A 21,304-nucleotide genomic window follows, 5' to 3' on the forward strand; every position below is an offset into this window, starting at 1 on the left:
AGGGGTGAATTCAGCCCCCGCTCGGGCGCTTTCGACGGCTCGGTTGAACCATTCGGGTCACCTGGTGTAGTGCGCGAACGCCCCGCGCACGCCCGCCTCCGACCTGCGTCGTCGACGCGTGAGAACCCTTGATCAGACCGGCCGCGAACCCGGCGTGCACGCCCGCACGCGCGGTCCCGACGACCCGCCGGTGGGGGCGAACGGACGTGCCCGCGACGAACGTTCACATGTCGCTTACATATCGGTCACATGTGCAACAGCACGGGAGCGCATCGATTCGGACTAATTTTTTCCGGCCGGAGCGGACCGAATTTCCGAAAGGGCGGTGTCGACGCGTGTCGACACCGCCCTTTCACCCACCGCCGATGCCTCAGCAGCAGCGTGTCTGCGGCCGCTCCTCGCGTCGCCGGGTCCGCCAGGACTCGTACTCGCGTCGGGTCGGCGCCGGTCGGTGGGGGTGCTCCCGCAGGTGTCGCCGGCAGTGTCGCTCGTAGTCCGCGTCGCCGGAGATCTCCCGCAGGTACCACCGCACCCACCCGAACACCCGCCCGGGCGCCTGCCGAAGATCCCGGGCCCGCCGCGTCACGAGCGTCCCACCGCGTCGCCGGACGCGGCGCCAGCGCCGGCGAGTGCCCGATCCCCGGCCGCGCCGCCCGGTCCGAGGTCCAGGGTGGACTCGACCCACGGCGTCTCGGTGGTGGGCAACGATCCCCCGGCGCGGATCGCCCGCACGCACACCACGGCCGCGTTGGCGATCACCAGTGCGATCAGCACCAGGAAGATCGCGATCAGCACGCCGTCGACGGTGGAGTTCAGCACCACGGTGTGCATGTCGTCCATGTTCTTGGCCGGGCCGAGCACCTTGCCCGCGTCGATCGCGTCGGCGTAGCGGTCGCGTTGCGCGAAGAAGCCGATGCGGGGGTCGTCGGAGAAGATCTTCTCCACGCCGGCGGTGTACGTCACCGCGACGTCCCAGGCCAGCGGGACGCCGGTGACCCAGGCCCAGCGCAGCTTGCCGGACTTGACCAGCACCGTGGTGGCGACGGTGAGCGCGACGGCCGCGAGCAGTTGGTTCGCGATGCCGAAGAGCGGGAAGAGCTGGTTGATCCCGCCGAGCGGGTCGGTGGCGCCGGCGTACAGGAAGTAGCCCCACAGGCCGACCACCGCGGCGCTGGTGATCCAGATGCCCGGCTTCCAGTCGACCCGGCCGATCGGCTTCCAGACGTTGCCGAGCATGTCCTGGAGCATGAATCGGCCGACCCGGGTGCCGGCGTCCACCGTGGTCAGGATGAACAGCGCCTCGAACATGATCGCGAAGTGGTACCAGAACGCCTTCATCCCCGAGCCGCCGAACACGTCGGCGAAGATCTCCGACATCCCGACGGCGAGCGTGGGCGCCCCGCCGGAGCGGGCGATCAGGGTCTTCTCCTCGACCGCGTGGGCCGCCGCGCGCAGGTCGTCGGGGGTGATCGTGAAGCCGAGACCGGCGACCGCGTGCGACGCGCTCTCCGCGGTGGCGCCGAGCACGCCGGCCGGGGCGTTCATCGCGTAGTACAGGCCCGGGTCGATCACACACGCGGCGATCAGCGCCATGACCGCCACGAACGACTCCATCAGCATGGCGCCGTAGCCGATCATCCGGACCTGCGACTCCTTGCGGATCAGCTTCGGCGTGGTGCCGGAGGCGACCAGCGCGTGGAACCCGGAGAGCGCGCCGCAGGCGATGGTGATGAACAGGAACGGGAACATCGTCCCGGCGAACACCGGCCCGGAGCCGGAGCCGGCGAACGAACTGACCGCGTCCGTCTTCATGTTCGGCGCGGCCACGAGCACGCCGATCGCGAGCAGCACGATCGTGCCGACCTTCATGAACGTGGACAGGTAGTCGCGCGGGGCGAGCAACAACCACACCGGCAGCACCGAGGCGACGAAGCCGTAGCCGATCAGGCAGAACACCAGGGTGGTCGGGCTCCAGGTGAACGCGTCGCCGAGCGCGGTGTCCTCGATCTGCCCACCGCCGACGATCGCGGCCAGCAGCAACGCCACCCCGATCACGCTGGTCTCCAGGACCCGCCCCGGGCGCAGGTAGCGCAGGTACACGCCCATGAACAGCGCGATCGGCACGGTCAGCGTGACCGAGAAGGTCCCCCAGGGCGAGTCGGCCAGCGCGTTGACCACGACCAGGGCCAGCACCGCGAGCAGGATGATCATGATCACGAACACCGCGATCAGCGCCGCCGCGCCGCCGACCCGGCCGATCTCGTCGCGGGCCATCTGGCCCAGGCTCTTCCCGTCTCGACGCATCGACAGGAACAGCACGACCATGTCCTGCACGGCACCGGCGAAGATCACCCCCACGACGATCCAGATGGTGCCGGGCAGGTAGCCCATCTGCGCGGCGAGCACCGGGCCCACCAGCGGTCCGGCGCCGGCGATCGCGGCGAAGTGGTGGCCGAACAGGACCCGGTGGTCGGTGGGTTGGTAGTCCACGCCGTCGTCGAGGCGCTCCGCCGGGGTGGCGCGGGTGTCGTCGGGCTCCAGGACCCGGCGGACGATGAAGCGCGAGTAGAAGCGGTAGGCGATCGCGTACGAGGCGACCGCGGCGAAGATCAGCCAGACGGCCGAGATCTCCTCGCCGCGGGCCAGCGCGACCACGCCCCAGCCGGCCGCCCCGATCAGGGCGACGACGGTCCAGATCAGGATGGTCTTGGCGTTGTGCGCGAAGTCGCCGGAGTCGTTGGGGTCGTCGGAGTCGTCCGGGCGGGGGCTGCGGGTCTCTGTGGCGGACACGCGTACTCCTGTTCGAGCGGGGGAGGGACGGGCGAACGAGCCGGCGGCGTGCCGGACCGGGTCAGGAGTGGTCCCGGTCGGGGCGGCGGCGGAGCAGCAGGTGGGCGCAGAACATGGCGATCGCGCAGCCGGGTACCCAGGCGAGCTGATACCAGTAGAAGAAGGGGACACCGGCCAACTCCGGTCCCCGACGCGCGTACCAGGGCACCCACAGCAGCGCCGTGACCGGTGCCGCGAGGAGGGCGCCGGCCGCGATCCGGCGGGTCGCGCCGGTGCGTCCGACGGCGTGCGGGGGGTTCTCCCCGGTCATGTCGCCTCCTGTGGTCGATGCCGCGGACCGACGGATCGTCGGTCTGTGGAAGAGTTGCGCGGACCGGCGATTCGGTTGACAGCCGATTTCCGGCGGATTCGCGCGGTCGCCGATCCGTGGTCCGGTACGCTCGCGCAACCTGCGGGCAAGGGCGCCCACGTGCCGAGGCGGACGGTGACGGATGATCGACGGGGCCACGACGGCCGCCTTCCTGATCGTCGTCGGCGGCGCGTCGCTACTGGCCGTGACCGCGCCGAGGCTGCACCGCAACGACGACCTGCCGTCGCTGGAGCGCTGGGCGCTGGCCGATCGTGGTCTGGGGCCGGTGTGGACCTGGTTTCTGCTCGGCGGCACGATCTTCACCGCGTACACCTTCACGGCGGTGCCGGGCCAGGTGTACGGGCGCGGGGCGAGCGCGTTCTTCGCGCTGCCGTACACGGTGATCGTCTGCCCGCTGGCGTTCGTGCTGCTCCCCCGGTTGTGGGCGGTGGCCCGGCAACACGGCTATGTGACGGTGGCGGACTTCGTCCGCGGCCGGTACGGTTCGCCGGCGCTGGCCCTGGTGGTCGCGCTGACCGGGATCCTGGCCACGATGCCGTACCTGGCCCTGCAGGTCCTGGGCATCCGCGCGGTGCTCGCGGCGGCCGGGTTGCAGGCGCGCGGGGCGGCTGGGGACGCGGCGATGGTGGCGCTGTTCGCGGGGTTGGCGATCGCCACCTACCGGCACGGGTTGCGGGCGCCGACGGTGATCTCGGCGTTGAAGGGGCCGGCGGTGTTCGTCTCCGCCGCGGTGGCGGTGGGCTTCGTGCTGGCCCGGTTCGGCGGGCCCGGGCCGATGTTCGAGGCGGCCGATCGGCGGCTGGCCCGGTCGGGTGCGGGTGATGCCTCGTTGGTGCTGAGTCCGCATCAGCAGGGCGGGTTCGCCACGCTGGCGCTCGGCTCGGCGCTGGCCCTGCTGCTGTACCCGCACGTGTTGACCGCCGGTTTCGCCGCCGCCGGTCCACGCACGCTGCGCCGGGTGTGCGTGGTGCTGCCCGCCTGGACGGCGGTGCTCGCGATGTTCGGGGTGTTGGGCATCGCCGCGCTGGCGATGGCGGTGGACGCGCCGCCGGGCGCCGCCGAGGCGGCGGTCCCGCTGCTGGTGGACCGGCTGCTGCCGGCCTTCCCGGCCGGGCTGGTGTTCGGCGCGATCATCGTGGGCGCGCTGGTGCCGGCGGCGGTGATGTCGATCGCCGCGGCGACCTCGTTCACCCGCAACGTCTACGTCGCGTACTTCCAACCCACCGCCACCCCCAAGCGGCAGACCCGGGTGGCCCAGGCGGTGTCGCTGATCGCGAAGGTGGGCGCGGTGGCGTTCGTCTTCGGACTGCGCGACCAGGCCGCGATCAACCTGCAACTGCTCGGCGGGGTATGGATCCTGCAGATCTTCCCGGCGGTGGTGATCGGCCTGTTCACCCGGCACCTGCATCACCGGGCGCTGCTCGTCGGCTGGGCGGTGGGCATGCTGGCCGGCACCGTCGCGGTGGTCCGCGAGGGCTTCGTCTCGCTGGTGCGCGTCGAGGTGGGCGGTCACGGCGGTCAGGTGTACGCGGGGCTCGCGGCCCTCGCCCTCAACCTCGCGGTCACCCTGGTCCTGACCGGGGTGTACGACCGGTTCGGCGCGGCGCGCGGCGCGGACACCACGGCGCTGCCCGCGCGCCTGGCGGTAGGTTCGGCCCTGTGGCGGGCTCCGGGGAAGGGGGCGAACGGTTCGTGAAACGGATCCGACGCGACACCTCCGACGCGGCGCCGCCGGCGCACATCCCGGCGCGGGAGGCCGCGCCCCCGGCGCCGCCCGTCGCCTCGGCACAACCGGGCTCCGCGATCCAACCGACCCCTTCGATCCGACCGACCCTTTCCCCCCAACCGGCTCCTGCGACCCCACCCGCCGCGGATCCGGCCGGGTCGGATCGGGAGGTCCAGGTGGCACGCCTGTTCGACCTGCACTATCCCTCGATGCTCCGGCTCGCCACCCTCCTGGGCGCGGACGACCCGGAGAACATCGTGGCCGAGGCCTATTACGAGATCTACCGCAAGTACCGGAAACTGCGCACCCCCGACGCCGCCGCGGCCTATCTGCGGTCGGTGGTCTGCAACCTGACCCGGATGCGAATACGCCACCTCCAGGTCGCCCGCCGACACGTGCAGGACCGGATCGACACGGTGGCCTCGGCGGAGACCTCGGCCCTGCTGCGCGACGACCAGCGGGCGCTGATCAGCGCACTGCGCGCACTGCCCGCCCGCCAGCGCGAGGCATTGGTACTGCGTCATTGGTTGTGCCTGAAGGAGAAGGAGATCGCGGCGACCATGGGCATCTCGGTCGGTTCGGTCAAAACGCACACCGCGCGTGGGCTGGCCGCGCTCACGCACGCGATGGAGGTACGGCGATGAGCAACTCCCCCGGCGCCGAAGGCCGCACGGCCGATTCACCCGACACCGAGCACCTCCTGCGCGAGGCCCTGGAGGCGCTGGCCGGCGGGGTGCACCCGGCCCCCGACGCGTATCGCGCCGCGCACGGCGACTGGCAGCGCCGCGAGCGCCGCCGCCGGCTGATCCTGGCGAGCCTGATCGTCGCGGTCTTCACCCTGGCCGTCGTCCTCGGCCTGCTGGTCCTCAACCACGCCCCCACCGACCCGGGACCCATTCCCCACCAACCACCGTCCCCGTAGCGGATATCCGGCGCGCGGGCAGACGATCCGTCGCCGGCTCGCGACCAACCGAAGTCTTGTTAGTAAAGTTTCCTAACAAGTATTGACGCGGCGCGCGGCACCTTGGGATCGTCGGGCCGACGGTCGGGCCGGAGCCTCCGTCGGCACCCCACGACGGCGCACCCCCGTCGTGTTCCGGCCCGAACGAGCGCACCACCCTGCCCGGTTCAGGCTCGACGACGATCGGCTCCTCACCACCGGAGGACGACGTGCACCTGCCCCAAGCCCTGCGCCCCACCCACCGAAGGCCGCCGTCCCGGGCCTTCCGACACGCTCTGCCCAGGCCCTCCCGGTCCCGCGGATTCGCCGCGATCGCGGGGGTCCTGGCCCTGCTCGCCGCCGTGCTCACGTTCGGCGAAACCGCCTCCGCCGCCGAGGTGTTGCTCTCGCGCGGCAAACCCGCCACCGCCTCCTCGACGGAAAGCTCCTCCTACGGCGCGGCCAAGGCCGTCGACGGCAAGTCCGACACCCGTTGGGCGAGCAAGGAGGGATCCGGCGCCCAGTGGCTGAGCGTCGACCTCGGCTCCGACGTCCCGATCTCCCGGGTGCTGCTGAGCTGGGAGGACGCCTACGCCAAGGCGTACCGCGTCGAGGTCTCGCCCGACGGCGCGTCGTGGACCAAGGTGTATTCCACCTCGGCCGGCGACGGCGGCACCGACGACATCGGTTCCCTGGCCACCCACGGCCGCCACGTGCGCGTTTACGCGACCACCCGCGGCACCGACTACGGCTACTCCCTCTGGGAGTTCGAGGTGTTCGGCGGCGCGAGCGGCCCCGACACCACCGCGCCGAGCGCACCCACCTCGCCCAAGGTCACCGGCACCACGCCCACCGGCGTCTCGCTGGCCTGGACCGCCTCCACCGACAACGTCGGCGTGACCGGATACGACATCCTGCGCGACGGCGTCGCGGTCGGCACCAGCGTAGGCACCACCTACACCGACACCGGCCTGACCACGGGCGTCTCCTACTCCTACACGATCCGCGCCAAGGACGCGGCCGGCAACCTCTCCGCACCCAGCGCGGCGGTGATCGGCACGCCGCAGGCCGGGAGTTCGTCCTTCACCGTGGTCGCCGCCGGGGACATCTCCGACCCGGGCTGCACCGCGAGCCAGGAGTGCGGCGCCCAGCAGACCGCACGCCGGGTCGAGGCGATCAACCCGGACGAGGTGATCACCCTGGGGGACAACCAATACGACACCGGCAGTCTGTCCGACTACCGCAAGTACTACGACACCACCTGGGGCCGGTTCAAGGCCAAGACCCGTCCCTCGCCCGGCAACCACGAGTACGACGACAGCACCCCGGAAGCCGGGTACAAGGCATACTTCGGCGACCGCGCCACCCCCAACGGCACCACCTGGTACAGCTGGGACCGCGGCGGCTGGCACTTCATCGCGCTCGACTCCGAGCAGTCCATGTCGTCCACCTCGGCGCAGATCAAGTGGCTCAAGGCCGACCTGGCGAACAACACGCAAGGTTGCGTGGCCGCCTACTGGCACAAGCCGCTGTACAGTTCCGGCCCGCAGGCGGACAAGGTCAGCCAGACCGCGTGGCAGGTGCTCTACGACGCCCACGCCGACCTGATCCTCAACGGGCACGACCACCTGTACGAGCGCTACGCGCCGCAGAACCCCAAGGCCAAGGCCGATCCCGCGGGCGTGCGTGAACTGCTCGTCGGCACCGGCGGCGCCGATCCCTACGACTTCGAATCCCCGCAGCCCAACAGCGAGAAGCGGGTGACCGGTTCGCCCGCCGTGCTGAAGCTGACCCTCACCGACAGCACCTACTCCGGCCAACTCGTCCGCTACGACGGCACCCAACTCGACTCCTTCGGTCCGGTCACCTGCCACTGACCCATCCGCCCGGCCTCGGAGGATCGCCCGTGTACATCGCCGCCACCCGGCGCGCGGATCAGGCCGGTGGGCGCACGGCGGTCGGGACGTCGCGGGGATTCACCCGCAACGTCCCGGCCAACGTGCTCGCCCTCGGCACCGTCAGCCTGGTCACCGACATCTCCGCCGAGATGGTCACCGCGGTACTGCCCACCTACCTCGTCCTGACCCTGGGACTGAGCCCGCTGCAATACGGCCTCCTGGACGGCGGCTGGTTCGGCGTCACCGCCATGGTCCGCCTGCTCGGCGGCCAGATCGCCGACCGCACCCGGCGCCGCAAACTGGTCGCGGGCACCGGGTACGGACTGTCCGCCGTGTGCAAACTCGGCCTGCCGCTGGTCGGTTCCTCCATCGCCGGGCTCGGCCTGGTGCTGGCGGCGGACCGTACCGGCAAGGGTCTGCGCACCGCGCCCCGCGACGCGCTGATCACGTTGAGCACCCCGACCCCGCACCTGGGCCGGGCCTTCGGCGTGCATCGCGCCATGGACACCGTCGGCGCCTTCCTCGGCCCGCTCGCCGCGTTCGCCGTGTTGTGGACCACCCACGACGCCTACGACGCGGTGTTCGTGGTCTCCTTCTGCGTCGCCACGTTCGGCGTGCTGCTGTTGATGCTGTACGTCCGCGACCATCGCGAACCGGCGCCGCCCCGGCGCGCGGCCTCGCTCCGGGCCGCGTTCGCCCTGCTGCGCCTGGCGCCGTTTCGTCGCACGTGTGTGGCAGCCGCGCTGCTGGGCCTGCTCACCGTCGGCGACACGTTCGTCTACCTCGTCCTGCAACGCGGATTCGACATCCCGCTGCGCTGGTTCCCGCTGCTGCCGCTGGGCACCGCCGGAGCGTTCCTGCTGCTCGCGGTGCCGATCGGCCGGCTCGCCGACCGCGTGGGCCGCTTCCGGGTCTTCCTCGGCGGCCACCTCGCGCTGCTCGCCGCCTACCTGGTCGCCGCCGCCCCCACCGGCGGACACGCGTCCGGGAGCACGTCGCGGTGGGCGGTGCTGCTCCTCGTACTGGGCCTTCAGGGCCTGTTCTACGCGGCCACCGACGGTGTGCTGATGGCCGCGGCCGGGCCGCTGCTGCCGGTGCACCTGCGCACCAGCGGGCTGGCCCTGCTGCAGACCGGACAGGCCGGTGCCCGGCTGTTGTCCTCGGTGCTCTTCGGCGCGGCCTGGACCCTGTGGGGCGCGGGCCCCGCGCTCTACGCCATGGGCGCCGGACTGGCCGGCTGCCTGCTTTTGGCCCGACGGCTGCTGCCGTCGGCCCCGCTCGACCCGGAGGTGACCGGATGAAGCGCGCGCTCGCCCTGGCCTTGGGGCTGTTGGTCCTGGTCGGCGTGGCGGTCGGCTACTCGACCTTCGCGGCCGACCGCAACGAGGAGGCGACGGTCGAACGCCGCCCGCTCGACCTCACCGCACGCGGGCGGCTGGTGTTCGTCGACACGAACCGCGCCGGCGGACACCGCACCGTGGCCGACACCGGCCTGGACACCCCCGCCGCCGCCCGGGTCGACAGCGGCCTGCGCTGCGAACGTTTCGCCGTCGGCGCGGGCACCGGCGTCTGCCTCCAGACCCGGGGCGGCCCGCTGCCCGGCACCGACGCGTTGATCGTCGACGCCGGCACGAACGTCAAACGCCGCATCGAACTCGCCGGAACCCCCAGCCGGGCCCGGGTCTCCGCGAGCGGGAACATGGTGTCGTGGACGGTGTTCGTCTCCGGCGAGTCGTACAACAAGACCGGCTTCTCCACCTGGACCGGCATCCTGGACACCCGCACCGACTACACCCTGATCAACATCGAGGCCATCCCGTTGACCGTCGACGGCAAGCCCTACCACTCCCCCGACGTCAACTACTGGGGCGTCACCTTCGCCGCCGACGACAACCGCTTCTATGCCACGGTCGGCACGAAGGGCCACACCTACCTGGTCGAGGGCGACTACGCCAACTGGGAGGCGCACACCATCCGCGACGGCGTCGAATGCCCGTCCCTGTCCCCCGACGGCACCCGCATCGCCTTCAAGAAGCGCTCCGGCAAGTCCACGTGGCGACTGCACGTCCTGGACCTGGCCACGATGCGCGAAACCCCGTTGGCCGAACACGCGAACGTCGACGACCAGGCCGCCTGGCTCGACGACAACACCGTGATGTACGGCCGAGACCGCGACATCTACGCCGTCCCGGCCGACGGAACGGGCGCCCCGCGCCTGCTCGTCACGAAGGGGGCGTCACCGACACTGCTGCGCTGACGGGTGGCCGGGGTCGGTCACGACGCCGGCAACACCCGTACCCAGGTGCGGTGTTCGTCCAGGTAGGCGTCCACCACCAGGTCGGACTCGGCGAGGGCCGCCTCGAACTCCGGGTCCGTGAGCGGCCGGGAGCGGAACTCGTGCGCCCACCGCATGCCGTCGAACTCGTACTCGATCCGCATCGCGTTGACCCCGTCGCCGATCGGATCGGCGGCGAGGATGTGCACGGCGCCCCGGGGGTGTTCGTTGACGCGGGGCAACTCGTCGTGCCAGCCGCGGCCTTCGCGCTGGATGAGCACCACCCCGTCGTCGGCCACATGGGTGCGACAGGTGTCGAGCATCGCCTTGCGGACCTCGGCCTCGGCCTGGTGTACGAGATAGGAACCCAACAACACGACGTCGAAACGCTCGTCGAGCCGCAGATCCTCGATCGTGGACAACACGGGCTTCGCCCCGCGCACCCGATCGAGCATCTCCGGCGACTCGTCCACCGCCGTCACCTCCCACCCCCGCTCGACCATGGCATGGGTCACCCGTCCGGCCCCACATCCGAGTTCGAGGAGTCTGCGCGCCCCCTCTCGGGCCCCGAGCGCGATCATGTCCGGCTCCTCGCGCACCGGCAACATCCCGTACATCTCCACGGCACACCCGTCCGGAGTGAACGCCCCGGGTCCCTCACCGCGAAATCCCTCACGAATACGCGCCATGACCGATCCCCTTCCCCCGAACGACCCCCGGCCGCCCACGAAACGGACACCAACCCGCCCACCCAAACCGCTGTCACCCGGGACTGTCAACGGTTTGCAGACCGTGCCGGCCGATCAACAGTGTTCCGACCGGCGTGCGTTCGTGGCGGACCGCGCGACCGATGCGGGTGGTGGTGATCAGGCCGGCGGCGCGCAGGGCCGCGGTGTGTTCGGAGACGGTGGCGTTGCTCACCCGCAGGCGGCGGGCGAGATCGCCGGTGGTGTGGCCGGCGGCCAGCACGCACAGGATGTCGGTGCGGGTTCGGCCGAGCACCGCCGCGAGTGCTTCCGCGGTGTCGGCCGGGCCGGTGGGAGTCGGCGGCAGGCCGGGACCGGCGGGGTAGGTGACGGCCACCGGGCGGTGGGGCAGGTCGGAGATCAGCGGGTGGCCGCTCCAATGGAAGGTGGGCTGGAGCAGCAGGCCGCGCCCGCGCAGTGGGATCTCCCGGGCGGCGGGACCGGCGAACTCCCAGACGTCCTCGTGCAGTCGGCTGCCCGGAACGAGGTCGGCGAGGGTCGGACCGAGGCCGTGCTCGGCCATGCCCAGCGCGTGGCGGGTGAATTCGGCCCGGTGCAGGTCCTGGACCACGGACCACACCGGCGCCAACACCGCCTCGTAGGCGGCGTGCCGGGCCCGGCGCAGGATCCGCCAGGAGTGCTCGTCGCCGCGGTGCAGATCGCGGATCCACGCCGGCGCGGGGGTCGGGTGCGGGGCGTACACCCGTTCCAGCTCGGCCCGCACCGTCTCGGGGCGGGTGGTGCGGATCGTATCCAGGCCCTCGGTCAGCGAGTCGGCGAACTCGTCGAGGAAGTTCGGCGCCGGCGGACCCGGCACCAGGTCCCCGAACGGTTCGGCCGCCACAGGCAGGGCCCGGAGCAGGCGTTGTCGCCAGGTGCCGAGCAGGAGCGCCTCGTCCGGGCGGAACACGCGCATCATGGCCACGTTCAGCTCCAGCAGCGGGGCCGGCCGCGGCGCGAACCTGATCCGGCCGAAGTCCGCGGCGGTGAATCGGATCCGGAGCATTACCCCTCCTGTCGGTGCGGCGCCATCCTTTCGGCCTCGGCCGCAAACCTCGTGTGAGGCCCCTGTCGGATGCCAACCTTCGGGTCCTGCCCCGAATTCGGCCACAAGCCCGCCGAAGCCGCAATTATGCAGGTCACCGGGCACTCCGGGCGACCCGGGTAGGGCGACACGAGGAGGATCCATGGTGCACGAAGCAGGTCCCGCGATCGGTCGGCGAAGCATCCTCGGGGCGGCGATACCGGCCGCCGCGCTGCTCTTCGCGGGCAGCGTGGTCCGGGCCCGGCCCGCGCGGGCCCAGTCGGGCGGCGCGGACCCGTCGGTGCCCGGCGAGCTGCGACTGCCCGCGCCGACCGGCCCGCATCCGGTCGGCACGACCACGCTGTATCTGGTCGATCGTTCCCGCACCGATCCGTGGGAGCCGATCGCGGTCCGGGAGATGATGATCACCCTGTACTACCCGGCGCGCGGTGTGGCCGGGCGGACCGTCGCGTCGCAACTGCCCGAGGCCGCCGCGCGGGAGTTCGCCGTGGCCGGTCCGCTGAGCCATCCGCAGTTGCCGTCGGCGGGGGTGGACTGGGCCGCCACCCGTACCCACTCCTACATCGACGCCCCCGCGCAGGCCACGCGGCGCCCCGTGCTGCTGTACAGCCCCGGCGGCGGCGATCCGCGAGGGATGGGCACCGGGCTCGCCGAGGAACTGGCGAGCCGGGGCTACGTGGTGGTGACCATGGACCACCCGGGGGACGCCGCGGTGGTCGAGTTCCCGGTCGATCTGGCGGGTCGGGACCGGGTGCGGTGGACCGTGTTCCGGTTCGACCCCCGCAACGATCCCACGATCGCCGACACGATGATCGACACGCGGATCGCGGACACGAAGTTCGTCCTGGAGCAGGTGGCCGTGCTCGCGGCGGGCGGCAACCCGGACCCGACCGGCCGCCCGCTCCCGGCGGATCTGCACCGGGTGTTGGATCCGCGCCGGGTGGGTGTGTACGGCCACTCGGCGGGCGGTACCACCGCGGCCGAGACGATGGCCGAGGACCGCCGTATCGCCGCCGCGATCAACCTGGAGGGCTATCTGGACCACCCGTCCCGGGTGCCCGGACAGCTGGGCGAGTTGTACCCCGTCGCCCGCGACGGGGCCGATCGGCCGCTGTTGCTGATCGACACCGACGGCTTCCCGGAGCACGCCGTGTTGGAACGTTCCTGGTCGGCGCTGCTCGCCCACTCCGGCCACCCGATTCCCCGGCGGCGGATGCGGTCGTCGGCGCACTCCGTGTTCACCGACTACGCGGCCATCGCGCCGCAGTTGGTGGCGTCGGGCCGGATGACGCCGGCCGACCGCGACACGCTGGTCGGCGCGATCGCCCCGACCCGGTCGGTCCCCACGGTCCGCCGGCACGTGCACGGGTTCTTCGCCCGACACCTGCCGACGCGCTGACGCCGCACCCCCGCCGACGCATCGATGCCCGGCCCTGCCGGCCCACCGAGGCGTGGTCGTGCGACGACCCCGGCGCCGATCACGCGCCGGGGTCGCCCCGCCCGGGTCGGCCACGCACCGGCCCGGGTCACCGCCTTGCGGTCGGTGGGGAGATGTTCAGGACGGGCGGGGGCGCGCGTCCGGCTCCTCGACCCAGTCCATCGTCCGGTCCACCGCCTTGCGCCAGTTGCGGTAGCCGCGCTCGCGCGTGGCCTCGTCCATCCGCGAGGTCCACTCCGCCGCGCGGTGCCAGTTCGCCCGCAGCGAGTCGAGGTCGGGCCAGTAGCCGACCGCGAGACCCGCGGCGTACGCGGCGCCGAGCGCGGTGGTCTCGGCCACGAACGGGCGGGCGACGGGAGCGTCGAGCACGTCCGCGATGGTCTGCATGAGCAGATTGTTGGCGGTCATCCCGCCGTCCACCTTGAGCGTGGCCAACTCGACGCCCGAGTCGCGCTCCATCGCGTCCACCACCTCCCGGGTCTGCCACGCGGTGGCCTCCAGGACGGCCCGGGCGATGTGCCCCTTGTTCACGTAGGCGGTCAGCCCCGCGATCACCCCGCGCGCGTCCGAACGCCAGTACGGCGCGAACAACCCGGAGAAGGCGGGCACGAAGTAGGCCCCGCCGTTGTCCTCCACGGTCAGCGCCAGCGTCTCGATCTCCGCCGCGGTGGCGATCAGCCCCATCTGGTCGCGCATCCACTGCACCAGCGAGCCGGTGACCGCGATCGAGCCCTCGAGCGCGTAGACCGGGGCGTCCTTGCCCAGTCGGTAGCCGACCGTGCTGAGCAGCCCGTGGTGCGACTGCACGATCCGCGGCCCGGTGTTGATCAGCAGGAAGCTCCCGGTGCCGTAGGTGCTCTTGGCCTCGCCGGGTTCGAAGCAGGTCTGGCCGAACAGCGCGGCCTGCTGGTCGCCGAGCGCGGAGGCGACGGGCACGCCCTCCAGGACCCCCTTCGCGGTGCCGTACACCTCGGCGGAGGAGCGGATCTCGGCCAGCACCGAACGCGGCACGTCCATCGCGCGCAGGATCCGGTCGTCCCAGTCCAGCGTCTCCAGGTTCATCAACATCGTGCGCGAGGCGTTGGTGACGTCCGTGACATGCACCCCGCCGTCCGGGCCGCCGGTGAGGTTCCACACCACCCACGACTCCATCGTGCCGAACAGGATGTCGCCCCGGTCGGCCCGCTCGCGCAGCCCCTCGACGTTGTCGAGCAGCCAGCGGATCTTGGGGCCGGCGAAGTAGCTCGCCAGCGGGAGGCCGGTCTCCACCCGGAAGCGGTCCTGGCCGACGTTGCCGCCCAGTTCGCGACACAGCGCGTCGGTGCGGGTGTCCTGCCACACGATGGCGTTGTGTACCGGGACCCCGGTATGGCGATCCCACAACACGGTCGTCTCGCGCTGGTTGGTGATGCCGAGCGCGCGGATCTGGTCCCGCCGCAGGCCGGCCCGGTCCAGCGCGCCGGCGACGACCGCCTGCACCACGCTCCAGATCTCGGCGGCGTCGTGCTCGACCCACCCCGGGCGCGGGAAGATCTGCCGGTGCTCGCGCTGGTCGACGGCGACGATCCGGCCGTCGGCGCCGAAGATGATGCAGCGGCTGGACGTGGTGCCCTGGTCGATCGCGGCGATGTACGTGTCGGACATGGCTCCTCTTCCGAAGGATCCGAGCGTGGGAGTCGGGTGGGGTGGGGGACGGTCAGAAGGCGAGACGGTACAGGCCGCCGGCCGCGAGCCCGCCCAGCGTCGGGCCGACCACCGGCACCCACGCGTAGGACCAGTCCGAGCCGCCCTTGCCGGGGATCGGCAGGAACGAGTGGGCCAGGCGCGGCCCGAGGTCGCGGACCGGGTTGATCGCGTAGCCGGTCGGGCCGCCCAGGGACAGTCCGATGCCGACCACCAGGAGCGCGGTGATCAGTACGCCGGTGCCGGACAGCGCGAGCCCGTTGGTCAGGCCCTGGGTGAGGATGACGATGACCAGCACCATGGTGGCGATCGACTCGGTGATCACGTTCTGGATCGGGTGGCGGATCTCCGGCGAGGTGGCGAACACCCCGAGTACCGGCTCGCCGTGCTCCCGGAACTGGCCGAGATAGGTCGCCCAGGCCAGCACGGCGCCGATCACCGCCCCGGTGAACTGCCCGGCCAGGTACAGCGGCACCTTGTCCCACTCTCCCGTCTTGACCGCGATCCCGAGCGTGACCGCGGGATTGAGATGCGCACCGGACAGGGACACGCTCGCATAGGCGCCGGCCAGAACCGCGAAGCCCCAGCCGAAGGTGATCGCCAACCAGCCGGCGTGTTGCGCCTTGGACCGGTTGAGCGTCACCGCGGCGCACACGCCGACGCCGAGGAGCACCAGGATGGATGTACCCAAGGTCTCGCCGACGAAGATGTCGCCGTTCGTCATCACTGAGCCCCTTCGTGAATGACACCGGTTGGCAGGCGGGATGCGACGCCGGAATGGACACGGCGCCGGACGACACACGGCGCACCCACGAGAGCGCGCCGGTCACAGCGGGTCGGCCGTCCCGATTCGGTCTGCGGGATGACTACGACTGGTGTTCGGGACCGGTACTCGACCGGTCCTCGGCGGATATTCGACTGGTATTCGACTGATATTCGACATTGACGACCGCTGTCCGGCAGTGTTCTCTGCGGGTTGCGCCGCCGTCAAGAGTCGGTGAACATCTCGTCCCCGACTCGAGCAACGGGTACCGCGGCGCTCGGGGCGGGCCCGGACCCGGCCGGCGTGTTCACAACCGCTGTTCTACATTGCCAACCTGATCTTCGACGGAGGAGTCGGTATGCCCGGTCCCATCCAGTCGCTGGAACGCGCAGCGGCGATCCTGCGGTTGCTCGCCGGCGGCGAACGGCGCTTCGGCCTGAGCGAGGTCGCGACCACCCTGGGTCTGGCGAAGGGCACCGCGCACGGCATCCTGCGCACGCTCCACCAGGAGGGGTTCGTGGAGCAGGACCCCAAGAGCGGCAAGTACCAGCTCGGCGCCGAGCTGCTGCGGCTGAGCAGTTCCTACCTGGACGTGCACGAGTTGCGCGCCCGGGCCCTGGTCTGGGCGGACGATCTGGCCCGCGGCACCGGGGAGAGCGTGCGGATCGGCGTGTTGCACAAGGGCGGCGTGCTGGTGATCCACCACGTATTCCGGCCGGACGACAGCCGCCAGGTGCTGGAGATAGGCGCGATGTTGCCGCTGCACTCCACCGCGTGGGGCAAGGTCCTGCTCGCCCTCGATCCGGCCGCGCGCGCGGAGTTGGACGAGACGGACGCGGTCGCCTTCACCGCGCGCACGATCACCGACCCGGCGGCGATGGACGCGGAGAGCGTCACGGTGCGCGAACGCGGTTGGGCGGCCGACGTCGAGGAATCGGTCCTGGGCCTGGCCGGGATCGCCGCGCCGATCCGCGACCGGCGCGGCACCCCGGTGGGCGCGGTGGGCATCAGCGGCGCCGTCGAACGTATCGTCGCCGACGGCGCCCCGCGGCCCACCCTGGTCGCCGCGGTCCGCGACGCGGCCCGCGCCATCTCGCGCGACCTGGGCGCGTCGTTCCCCTACTGAGCCGGCGACACGCACCGCCTTCGCGGCGCGACCCGGCTTCGGCGCGCCCGTTCGCTCCCCGTCTCGACCGGGCGTACTTGACGCTGCCTCGCGCGGCCGGAAAACTGTCGTTCGTCGTTCGACAATGCCGACCACCTAGGTTGGGTTCGGGACTCGTCCCACCCGCACCGTAGTAGCCGGCCGAGTGGAAATGAGACGCGTGATGAGCACCGCCACGGATCCGACCGTCCCCGCACGCGCCCACAGCCGGGCCGAACTCTCGCGCGGTACCCACGACCTGCTCGTCATCGGCGGCGGCATCCTCGGCACGGCGGTGGCCTGGACCGCGGCCCAGACCGGACTGCGGGTGGCCATGGTCGACGCCGGCGACTTCGCCGGCGCCACCTCGTCCGCGTCCTCCAAGCTGGTCCACGGCGGCCTGCGCTACCTCCAGACCGGCAATCTCAAGCTGGTCGCCGAGAACCACCGCGAACGCCGCACCCTGGCCCGCGACGTCGCCCCGCACCTGGTCCGCCCGCTGTCCTTCCTGGTCCCGGTCTACAAGGACGGCCCGCACGGCTCGGCCAAACTCGGCGCCGGCGTCTTCCTCTACTCGGCCCTGTCCGCGTTCGGCGACGGCATGGGCAAGGTGATCGGCCCCGACAACGCGCTCGAACTCGTCCCGGCCCTGCGCAAGGAGGGCCTGCGCCGCGCCGCGGTGTACGGCGACCACCAGATGAACGACAGCCGGGTCGCGGTGACCACGGTGCGCGCCGCGGTCGAGGCGGGCGCGGTGGTGCTCAACCACGCCGAGGTGGTCGCCCTGCGCAAGGACGCCGGCGGCCGGGTCACCGGCGCCGAACTGCGCGACCGCCTCGACGGCGCCGAGTTCGGGGTGAACGCGCGCGTCGTGCTCAACGCCACCGGCCCGTGGGTGGACCATCTGCGCCGGATGGAGGACCCGGCCGCCGAGCCGAGCATCCGGCTGTCCAAGGGCGTTCACCTCGTCCTGCGCCAACAACAGCCGTGGCGCGCGGCGTTGACCATCCCGATCGACAAGTACCGGGTCTCCTTCGCCATCCCGTGGGAGGAGCACCTGCTGCTCGGCACCACCGACGAGGCGTACGAGGGCGATCCCGGCAAGGTCTCGCCGACCGAGGCCGACATCGCGCAGATCCTGGACGAGGCGGGCAACGCCGTCGACCCGGACCAGCTGCGCCGCGAGGACATCACCTACGCCTTCGCCGGCCTGCGGGTACTGCCGGGCGGAGCCGGCGCCACCAGCGAGGCCAAGCGCGAGACGGTGGTCAGCGAGGGGCGCGGCGGCATGTTGTCGGTGGCGGGCGGCAAGTGGACCACCTACCGGCACATCGGCCGCACCGTCATGGACAAGCTGGCCAAGGCCGGCGTGGTGGCGCTGGAGCAGGACATGGCCACCCCGCTGCGCCGGGTGGCGCTGCCGGGCTCGGCCAACCCCGAGGCGGTGGCCCACCGGCTGCTCGGCGAGGCCACCGCGGAGGACGGCGTCGACCCGGCGGTGGCCCGGCACCTGGCCTCGCACTACGGCAACCTGGCCTACGACCTGGCCGCGATGGTGCGCGCCGACCGCTCGCTCGGCGAGCGCATCCACCCCGACGGTCCGGACATCTGGGCCCAGGCCGCCTACGCCCGCGACCACGAGTGGGCGATGACGGTGGACGACGTGCTGCGCCGGCGGACCACGGTGACCATCCGCGGCCTGGACACCCCCGAGGTGCGGGCCCGGGTCGAGGACCTGCTGGCGGCCAAGCCACACTGATCCGCGCCACCTTCCTCGGAACTCGTCCGGCGATTTCCGTTATCCGCGTCGATCCTCGGTATCTCCCTGGTGGCGGATGGACGGGAGCGGGCCCGTCACGCCGGTCGAGAAAGCGGAAGTGGCTACGTGGAGATCGAGCACGACACCGCCCTGGTCGTCGCCGCCCGGGGCGGTGACCTGCGCGCCCGGGACGAACTGGTCGCGGCCTGGCTGCCGTTGATCTACAACATCGTCGGCCGGGCACTCGACGGGCACGCGGACGTCGACGACGTGGTGCAGGAGACCATGGTCGACGCGCTCACCGGCCTCGGCGGGCTGCGCGACCCCGAACGTTTCCGGTCCTGGCTGGTGGCCATCGCGATCAACCGGATCCGCCGCCGGCACGCCCGCCGCGCCTTCACCGCCCCGCTGGACGAGGTGGTCGGACACGCCGACCCCGGCTCCGACTTCGCGAACCTGACGATCCTGCGGCTGGGCCTGTCCGGCCAGCGTCGCGACGTGGCGACCGCGACCGGGTGGCTGGACCCGGACACCCGCGAACTGCTCGCGCTGTGGTGGCTGGAGGCGGCCGGGACGCTCACCCGGGCCGAACTCGCCGCCGCCTTGGACCTGCCCGCCACGCACGCGGCGGTCCGGGTACAGCGGATGAAGGAGCAACTGGAGGCAGCCCGGGTGGTGGTCCGCGCGCTGGCCGTCACACCGCGCTGCGCGGCGTTGTCCGCGCTGCTCGCCGACTGGAACGGAAGCCCGACCCCCCTGTGGCGCAAGCGCGTCACCCGCCACGCCCGCACGTGCCGGGCCTGCGGCGACCACCGCCGCGGCCTGGCCCCGGTCGAGGGCCTGCTCGCGGGCCTGGCCCTGCTGCCCCCGACGGTCACGCTGTGGCACCTGTGCACGGGGGCGGGGACGGCCACCGCGACGGCCGGGGCGATGGGCCCGGCGGGGGCCACGAGTGCGGGCGGCGTTGTGGGCCCGGGCGGCACTCTTGGCGCGGCGGGCTCGGGCGGCGCCACGGACCCGGGCGGCGCTTCGAGTGCCGGCAGCGGGCCCGGCGGCGGGGCGGCCGCTCACGCCGACCTTCGGCCGGCTCGTCGGCTCCGGCACACCGCCACGATCGCCGCCGTCGCGCTCGTCCTCGTCGTACCGGCCGCCGTCGTCCTCCTCGACCGACCCCACCACGACACGCCGGTCCGAGGCGCGGTCGGCCCGACACCGGTCGCCGCGACGCCGCCCCCGCCGCCGCCCTCACCGCTGCCGGCCACGACCCCACCCCCGTCGCCGAGCACCGAGCCACCCACCGCCGCCACACCGCCGCCCACGACCCGCTCGACCGCCCCCGTCGACACCCGCGCCCGGCTCGAACGCGCCGTCGTCGACCTGGTCAACGCCGCGCGCGCCGAACACGGCTGCGCCCCGGTGCGAGTCGACGACCGCCTCCGGACCGCCGCCCGCAAACACTCCGACGACATGGCGACCCGACGCTTCTACGACCACGTCGACCCCGACGGAGTGCACGCCGACGCCCGGATCGCCGCCGCCGGATACCGGTGGCGACTGTGGGGCGAGAACCTGAACCGGGGCCGAGCCGACGCCGCACACATCGTCGACGAGTGGCTGGGCAGCCCGGTGCACCGGGCGAACATCCTCGATTGCGGCTTCACCGACCTCGGCGTCGGCGTCACGGTCGGCCCCGGCGGCACGACCTTCTGGACACAACTCTTCGCGGCACCGGCCTGATCGGCGACCGGCCGGGAAAATCCCGCGCCGATTTCCGTTATCCCCGCACCCGCCCCGGCTCTCCCAGGTGTCACCGGCGTTCCGGCCGGTCGACGAGCCGTAGCCTCCGAGGAGCCACCCAGCGTGCAGCACCCCAAGCACTCGCAGCACCCCATGCACCCGAAGCACTCCACGCACCGCAAGCGCCCCGTGCACCGCCACCGCCGAGCCGTCACCACGACCGTGGCCGCCGCCCTCGCCGCGCTCGTCGTGGCCGGCTGCGGATCCGCCGGACACCACGACGGCGCGAGCCGATCGGCCGCCCCGAGCGCCACCGTCGCGGCCGCCGACACCACCGCATCGGCGACGCCCTCCGCGGCGACCCCGCCCCCGACCGGCGACCCGACCCCCTCCGGCGGCACCGGCCCGAGCAGCACCGCCCCGTCGACCCGCAAGCCCGCCCCGTCCACCACCACGAGCCGCCCCGGCACCGACGCCAAGTCGGGGGCCGCGGCCGGCACTCGCCCCACGACCGCGTCCGCCGCCGACGGTCCGCCCGGAGCCAACCCCACCGTGCGCGGCAACCGCCCGCCCTCGCAGTCGATCACCGACGCCGAGGCGATGTCGCTGGAACTGCTCAACGCGGAACGCGCGAAGGTCGGCCTGCCACCGCTGCGCGCGAGCGCGGACCTGAGCGCCTTCGCCCGCACCTGGGCCGAGCACATGCGCCGCAACGGCTTCGCCCACTCCGGCCGCGAGGCCGACGCCCTGGTCACCGGCCGGCGTACCGGCGTGGCCGAGAACATCGTGATGTGGGGCGACGCGGCCCTGACCGCCCGGCAGGCCGCCGAGAAGTTCCAGGACATGTGGCGGCACAGCCCCGGCCACTACCGCAACCAGACCGACCCGTCCCACACGGAGGCGGGCGTCGGCGTCTTCCACGACGAGAGCGGCTGGTGGGGCGTGCACGAGTTCGCCAACGGCTGAGGCCCCGGCCCGCCGAGGCCCGAC

At 72.4% G+C, this 21,304-nt stretch carries 18 protein-coding genes; 11 read left to right on the plus strand and 7 right to left on the minus strand.

Annotated elements, in window-relative coordinates:
* Positions 1-370 precede the first annotated feature (370 nt).
* The 3 genes from ACFRCG_RS04220 to ACFRCG_RS04230 form a co-directional block, all read right to left on the minus strand.
* The gene (locus tag ACFRCG_RS04220; protein WP_380028578.1) at positions 371-685 is read right to left on the minus strand and encodes a CstA-like transporter-associated (seleno)protein; all 315 of its coding nucleotides are present in this window, start codon (positions 683-685) and stop codon (positions 371-373) included.
* The gene (locus ACFRCG_RS04225) at positions 583-2,703 is read right to left on the minus strand and encodes a carbon starvation CstA family protein (protein ID WP_380028793.1); all 2,121 of its coding nucleotides are present in this window, start codon (positions 2,701-2,703) and stop codon (positions 583-585) included. The genes ACFRCG_RS04220 and ACFRCG_RS04225 overlap by 103 nt, the downstream gene beginning before the upstream one ends.
* Positions 2,704-2,851: 148 nt before the next feature.
* Positions 2,852-3,100 (minus strand): DUF3311 domain-containing protein, encoded by a 249-nt coding sequence (locus ACFRCG_RS04230; protein WP_380028580.1) that lies wholly within the window; start codon positions 3,098-3,100, stop codon positions 2,852-2,854.
* A 181-nt stretch (positions 3,101-3,281) separates the two neighbouring features.
* Between ACFRCG_RS04230 and ACFRCG_RS04235 the strand changes: the two genes are divergently transcribed.
* The 6 genes from ACFRCG_RS04235 (at position 3,282) to ACFRCG_RS04260 (ending at position 9,981) form a co-directional block, all read left to right on the plus strand.
* Positions 3,282-4,856 (plus strand): sodium:solute symporter, encoded by a 1,575-nt coding sequence (locus tag ACFRCG_RS04235; RefSeq protein ID WP_380028582.1) that lies wholly within the window; start codon positions 3,282-3,284, stop codon positions 4,854-4,856.
* Positions 4,857-4,963: 107 nt separating this feature from the next.
* A complete protein-coding gene (locus ACFRCG_RS04240) occupies positions 4,964-5,530 on the plus strand; it encodes a sigma-70 family RNA polymerase sigma factor (protein WP_380028796.1) in 567 nt (188 codons plus the stop codon).
* Positions 5,527-5,808, plus strand: coding sequence for a hypothetical protein (locus tag ACFRCG_RS04245; RefSeq protein ID WP_380028585.1), 282 nt, complete (start codon positions 5,527-5,529; stop codon positions 5,806-5,808). The genes ACFRCG_RS04240 and ACFRCG_RS04245 overlap by 4 nt, the downstream gene beginning before the upstream one ends.
* A gap of 248 nt (positions 5,809-6,056) precedes the next feature.
* Positions 6,057-7,703 (plus strand): discoidin domain-containing protein, encoded by a 1,647-nt coding sequence (locus ACFRCG_RS04250; protein WP_380028587.1) that lies wholly within the window; start codon positions 6,057-6,059, stop codon positions 7,701-7,703.
* A 29-nt stretch (positions 7,704-7,732) separates the two neighbouring features.
* Positions 7,733-9,025 (plus strand): MFS transporter, encoded by a 1,293-nt coding sequence (locus ACFRCG_RS04255; RefSeq protein WP_380028590.1) that lies wholly within the window; start codon positions 7,733-7,735, stop codon positions 9,023-9,025.
* Entirely contained in the window at positions 9,022-9,981 is a 960-nt protein-coding gene (locus ACFRCG_RS04260) for a TolB family protein (protein WP_380028593.1), read from the plus strand. Before ACFRCG_RS04255 ends, ACFRCG_RS04260 begins: the two co-directional genes overlap by 4 nt.
* 17 nt (positions 9,982-9,998) lie before the next feature.
* Here the strand turns inward: ACFRCG_RS04260 and ACFRCG_RS04265 are convergent, their stop codons facing one another.
* Entirely contained in the window at positions 9,999-10,688 is a 690-nt protein-coding gene (locus ACFRCG_RS04265) for a class I SAM-dependent methyltransferase (protein WP_380028595.1), read from the minus strand.
* A gap of 73 nt (positions 10,689-10,761) precedes the next feature.
* Positions 10,762-11,751: an ArsR/SmtB family transcription factor gene (locus ACFRCG_RS04270; protein ID WP_380028597.1), complete on the minus strand. Its 990-nt coding sequence runs from the start codon at positions 11,749-11,751 to the stop codon at positions 10,762-10,764.
* A gap of 181 nt (positions 11,752-11,932) precedes the next feature.
* Between ACFRCG_RS04270 and ACFRCG_RS04275 the strand changes: the two genes are divergently transcribed.
* On the plus strand, positions 11,933-13,189 hold the full coding sequence (locus ACFRCG_RS04275) for an alpha/beta hydrolase (protein ID WP_380028599.1): 1,257 nt from the start codon (positions 11,933-11,935) through the stop codon (positions 13,187-13,189).
* 156 nt (positions 13,190-13,345) lie between these two features.
* Here ACFRCG_RS04275 and glpK read toward each other — a convergent pair whose 3' ends face one another.
* Together glpK and ACFRCG_RS04285 are read right to left on the minus strand one after the other, a co-directional pair.
* Complete coding sequence (glpK, locus tag ACFRCG_RS04280) at positions 13,346-14,872, minus strand: glycerol kinase GlpK (protein ID WP_380028601.1); 1,527 nt, start codon at positions 14,870-14,872, stop codon at positions 13,346-13,348.
* Between the two features lie 52 nt (positions 14,873-14,924).
* A complete protein-coding gene (locus ACFRCG_RS04285) occupies positions 14,925-15,635 on the minus strand; it encodes an MIP/aquaporin family protein (protein WP_380028603.1) in 711 nt (236 codons plus the stop codon).
* A 397-nt stretch (positions 15,636-16,032) separates the two neighbouring features.
* On the opposite strand from ACFRCG_RS04285, the gene ACFRCG_RS04290 reads away from it, so the two are divergent.
* From ACFRCG_RS04290 to ACFRCG_RS04305, 4 genes are all read left to right on the plus strand, one after another.
* Positions 16,033-16,800, plus strand: a complete 768-nt coding sequence (locus tag ACFRCG_RS04290) for an IclR family transcriptional regulator (protein WP_380028606.1) — start codon at positions 16,033-16,035, stop codon at positions 16,798-16,800.
* A gap of 202 nt (positions 16,801-17,002) precedes the next feature.
* Entirely contained in the window at positions 17,003-18,577 is a 1,575-nt protein-coding gene (locus tag ACFRCG_RS04295; RefSeq protein ID WP_380001802.1) for an FAD-dependent oxidoreductase, read from the plus strand.
* Positions 18,578-18,703: 126 nt separating this feature from the next.
* Complete coding sequence (locus tag ACFRCG_RS04300; protein WP_380028608.1) at positions 18,704-20,314, plus strand: sigma-70 family RNA polymerase sigma factor; 1,611 nt, start codon at positions 18,704-18,706, stop codon at positions 20,312-20,314.
* Between the two features lie 123 nt (positions 20,315-20,437).
* Complete coding sequence (locus tag ACFRCG_RS04305; RefSeq protein WP_380028610.1) at positions 20,438-21,280, plus strand: CAP domain-containing protein; 843 nt, start codon at positions 20,438-20,440, stop codon at positions 21,278-21,280.
* Positions 21,281-21,304: the final 24 nt, after the last annotated feature.

This window comes from Embleya sp. NPDC056575, assembly GCF_042793325.1.
In the GTDB taxonomy this organism is placed as follows: Bacteria; Actinomycetota; Actinomycetes; order Streptomycetales; family Streptomycetaceae; genus Embleya.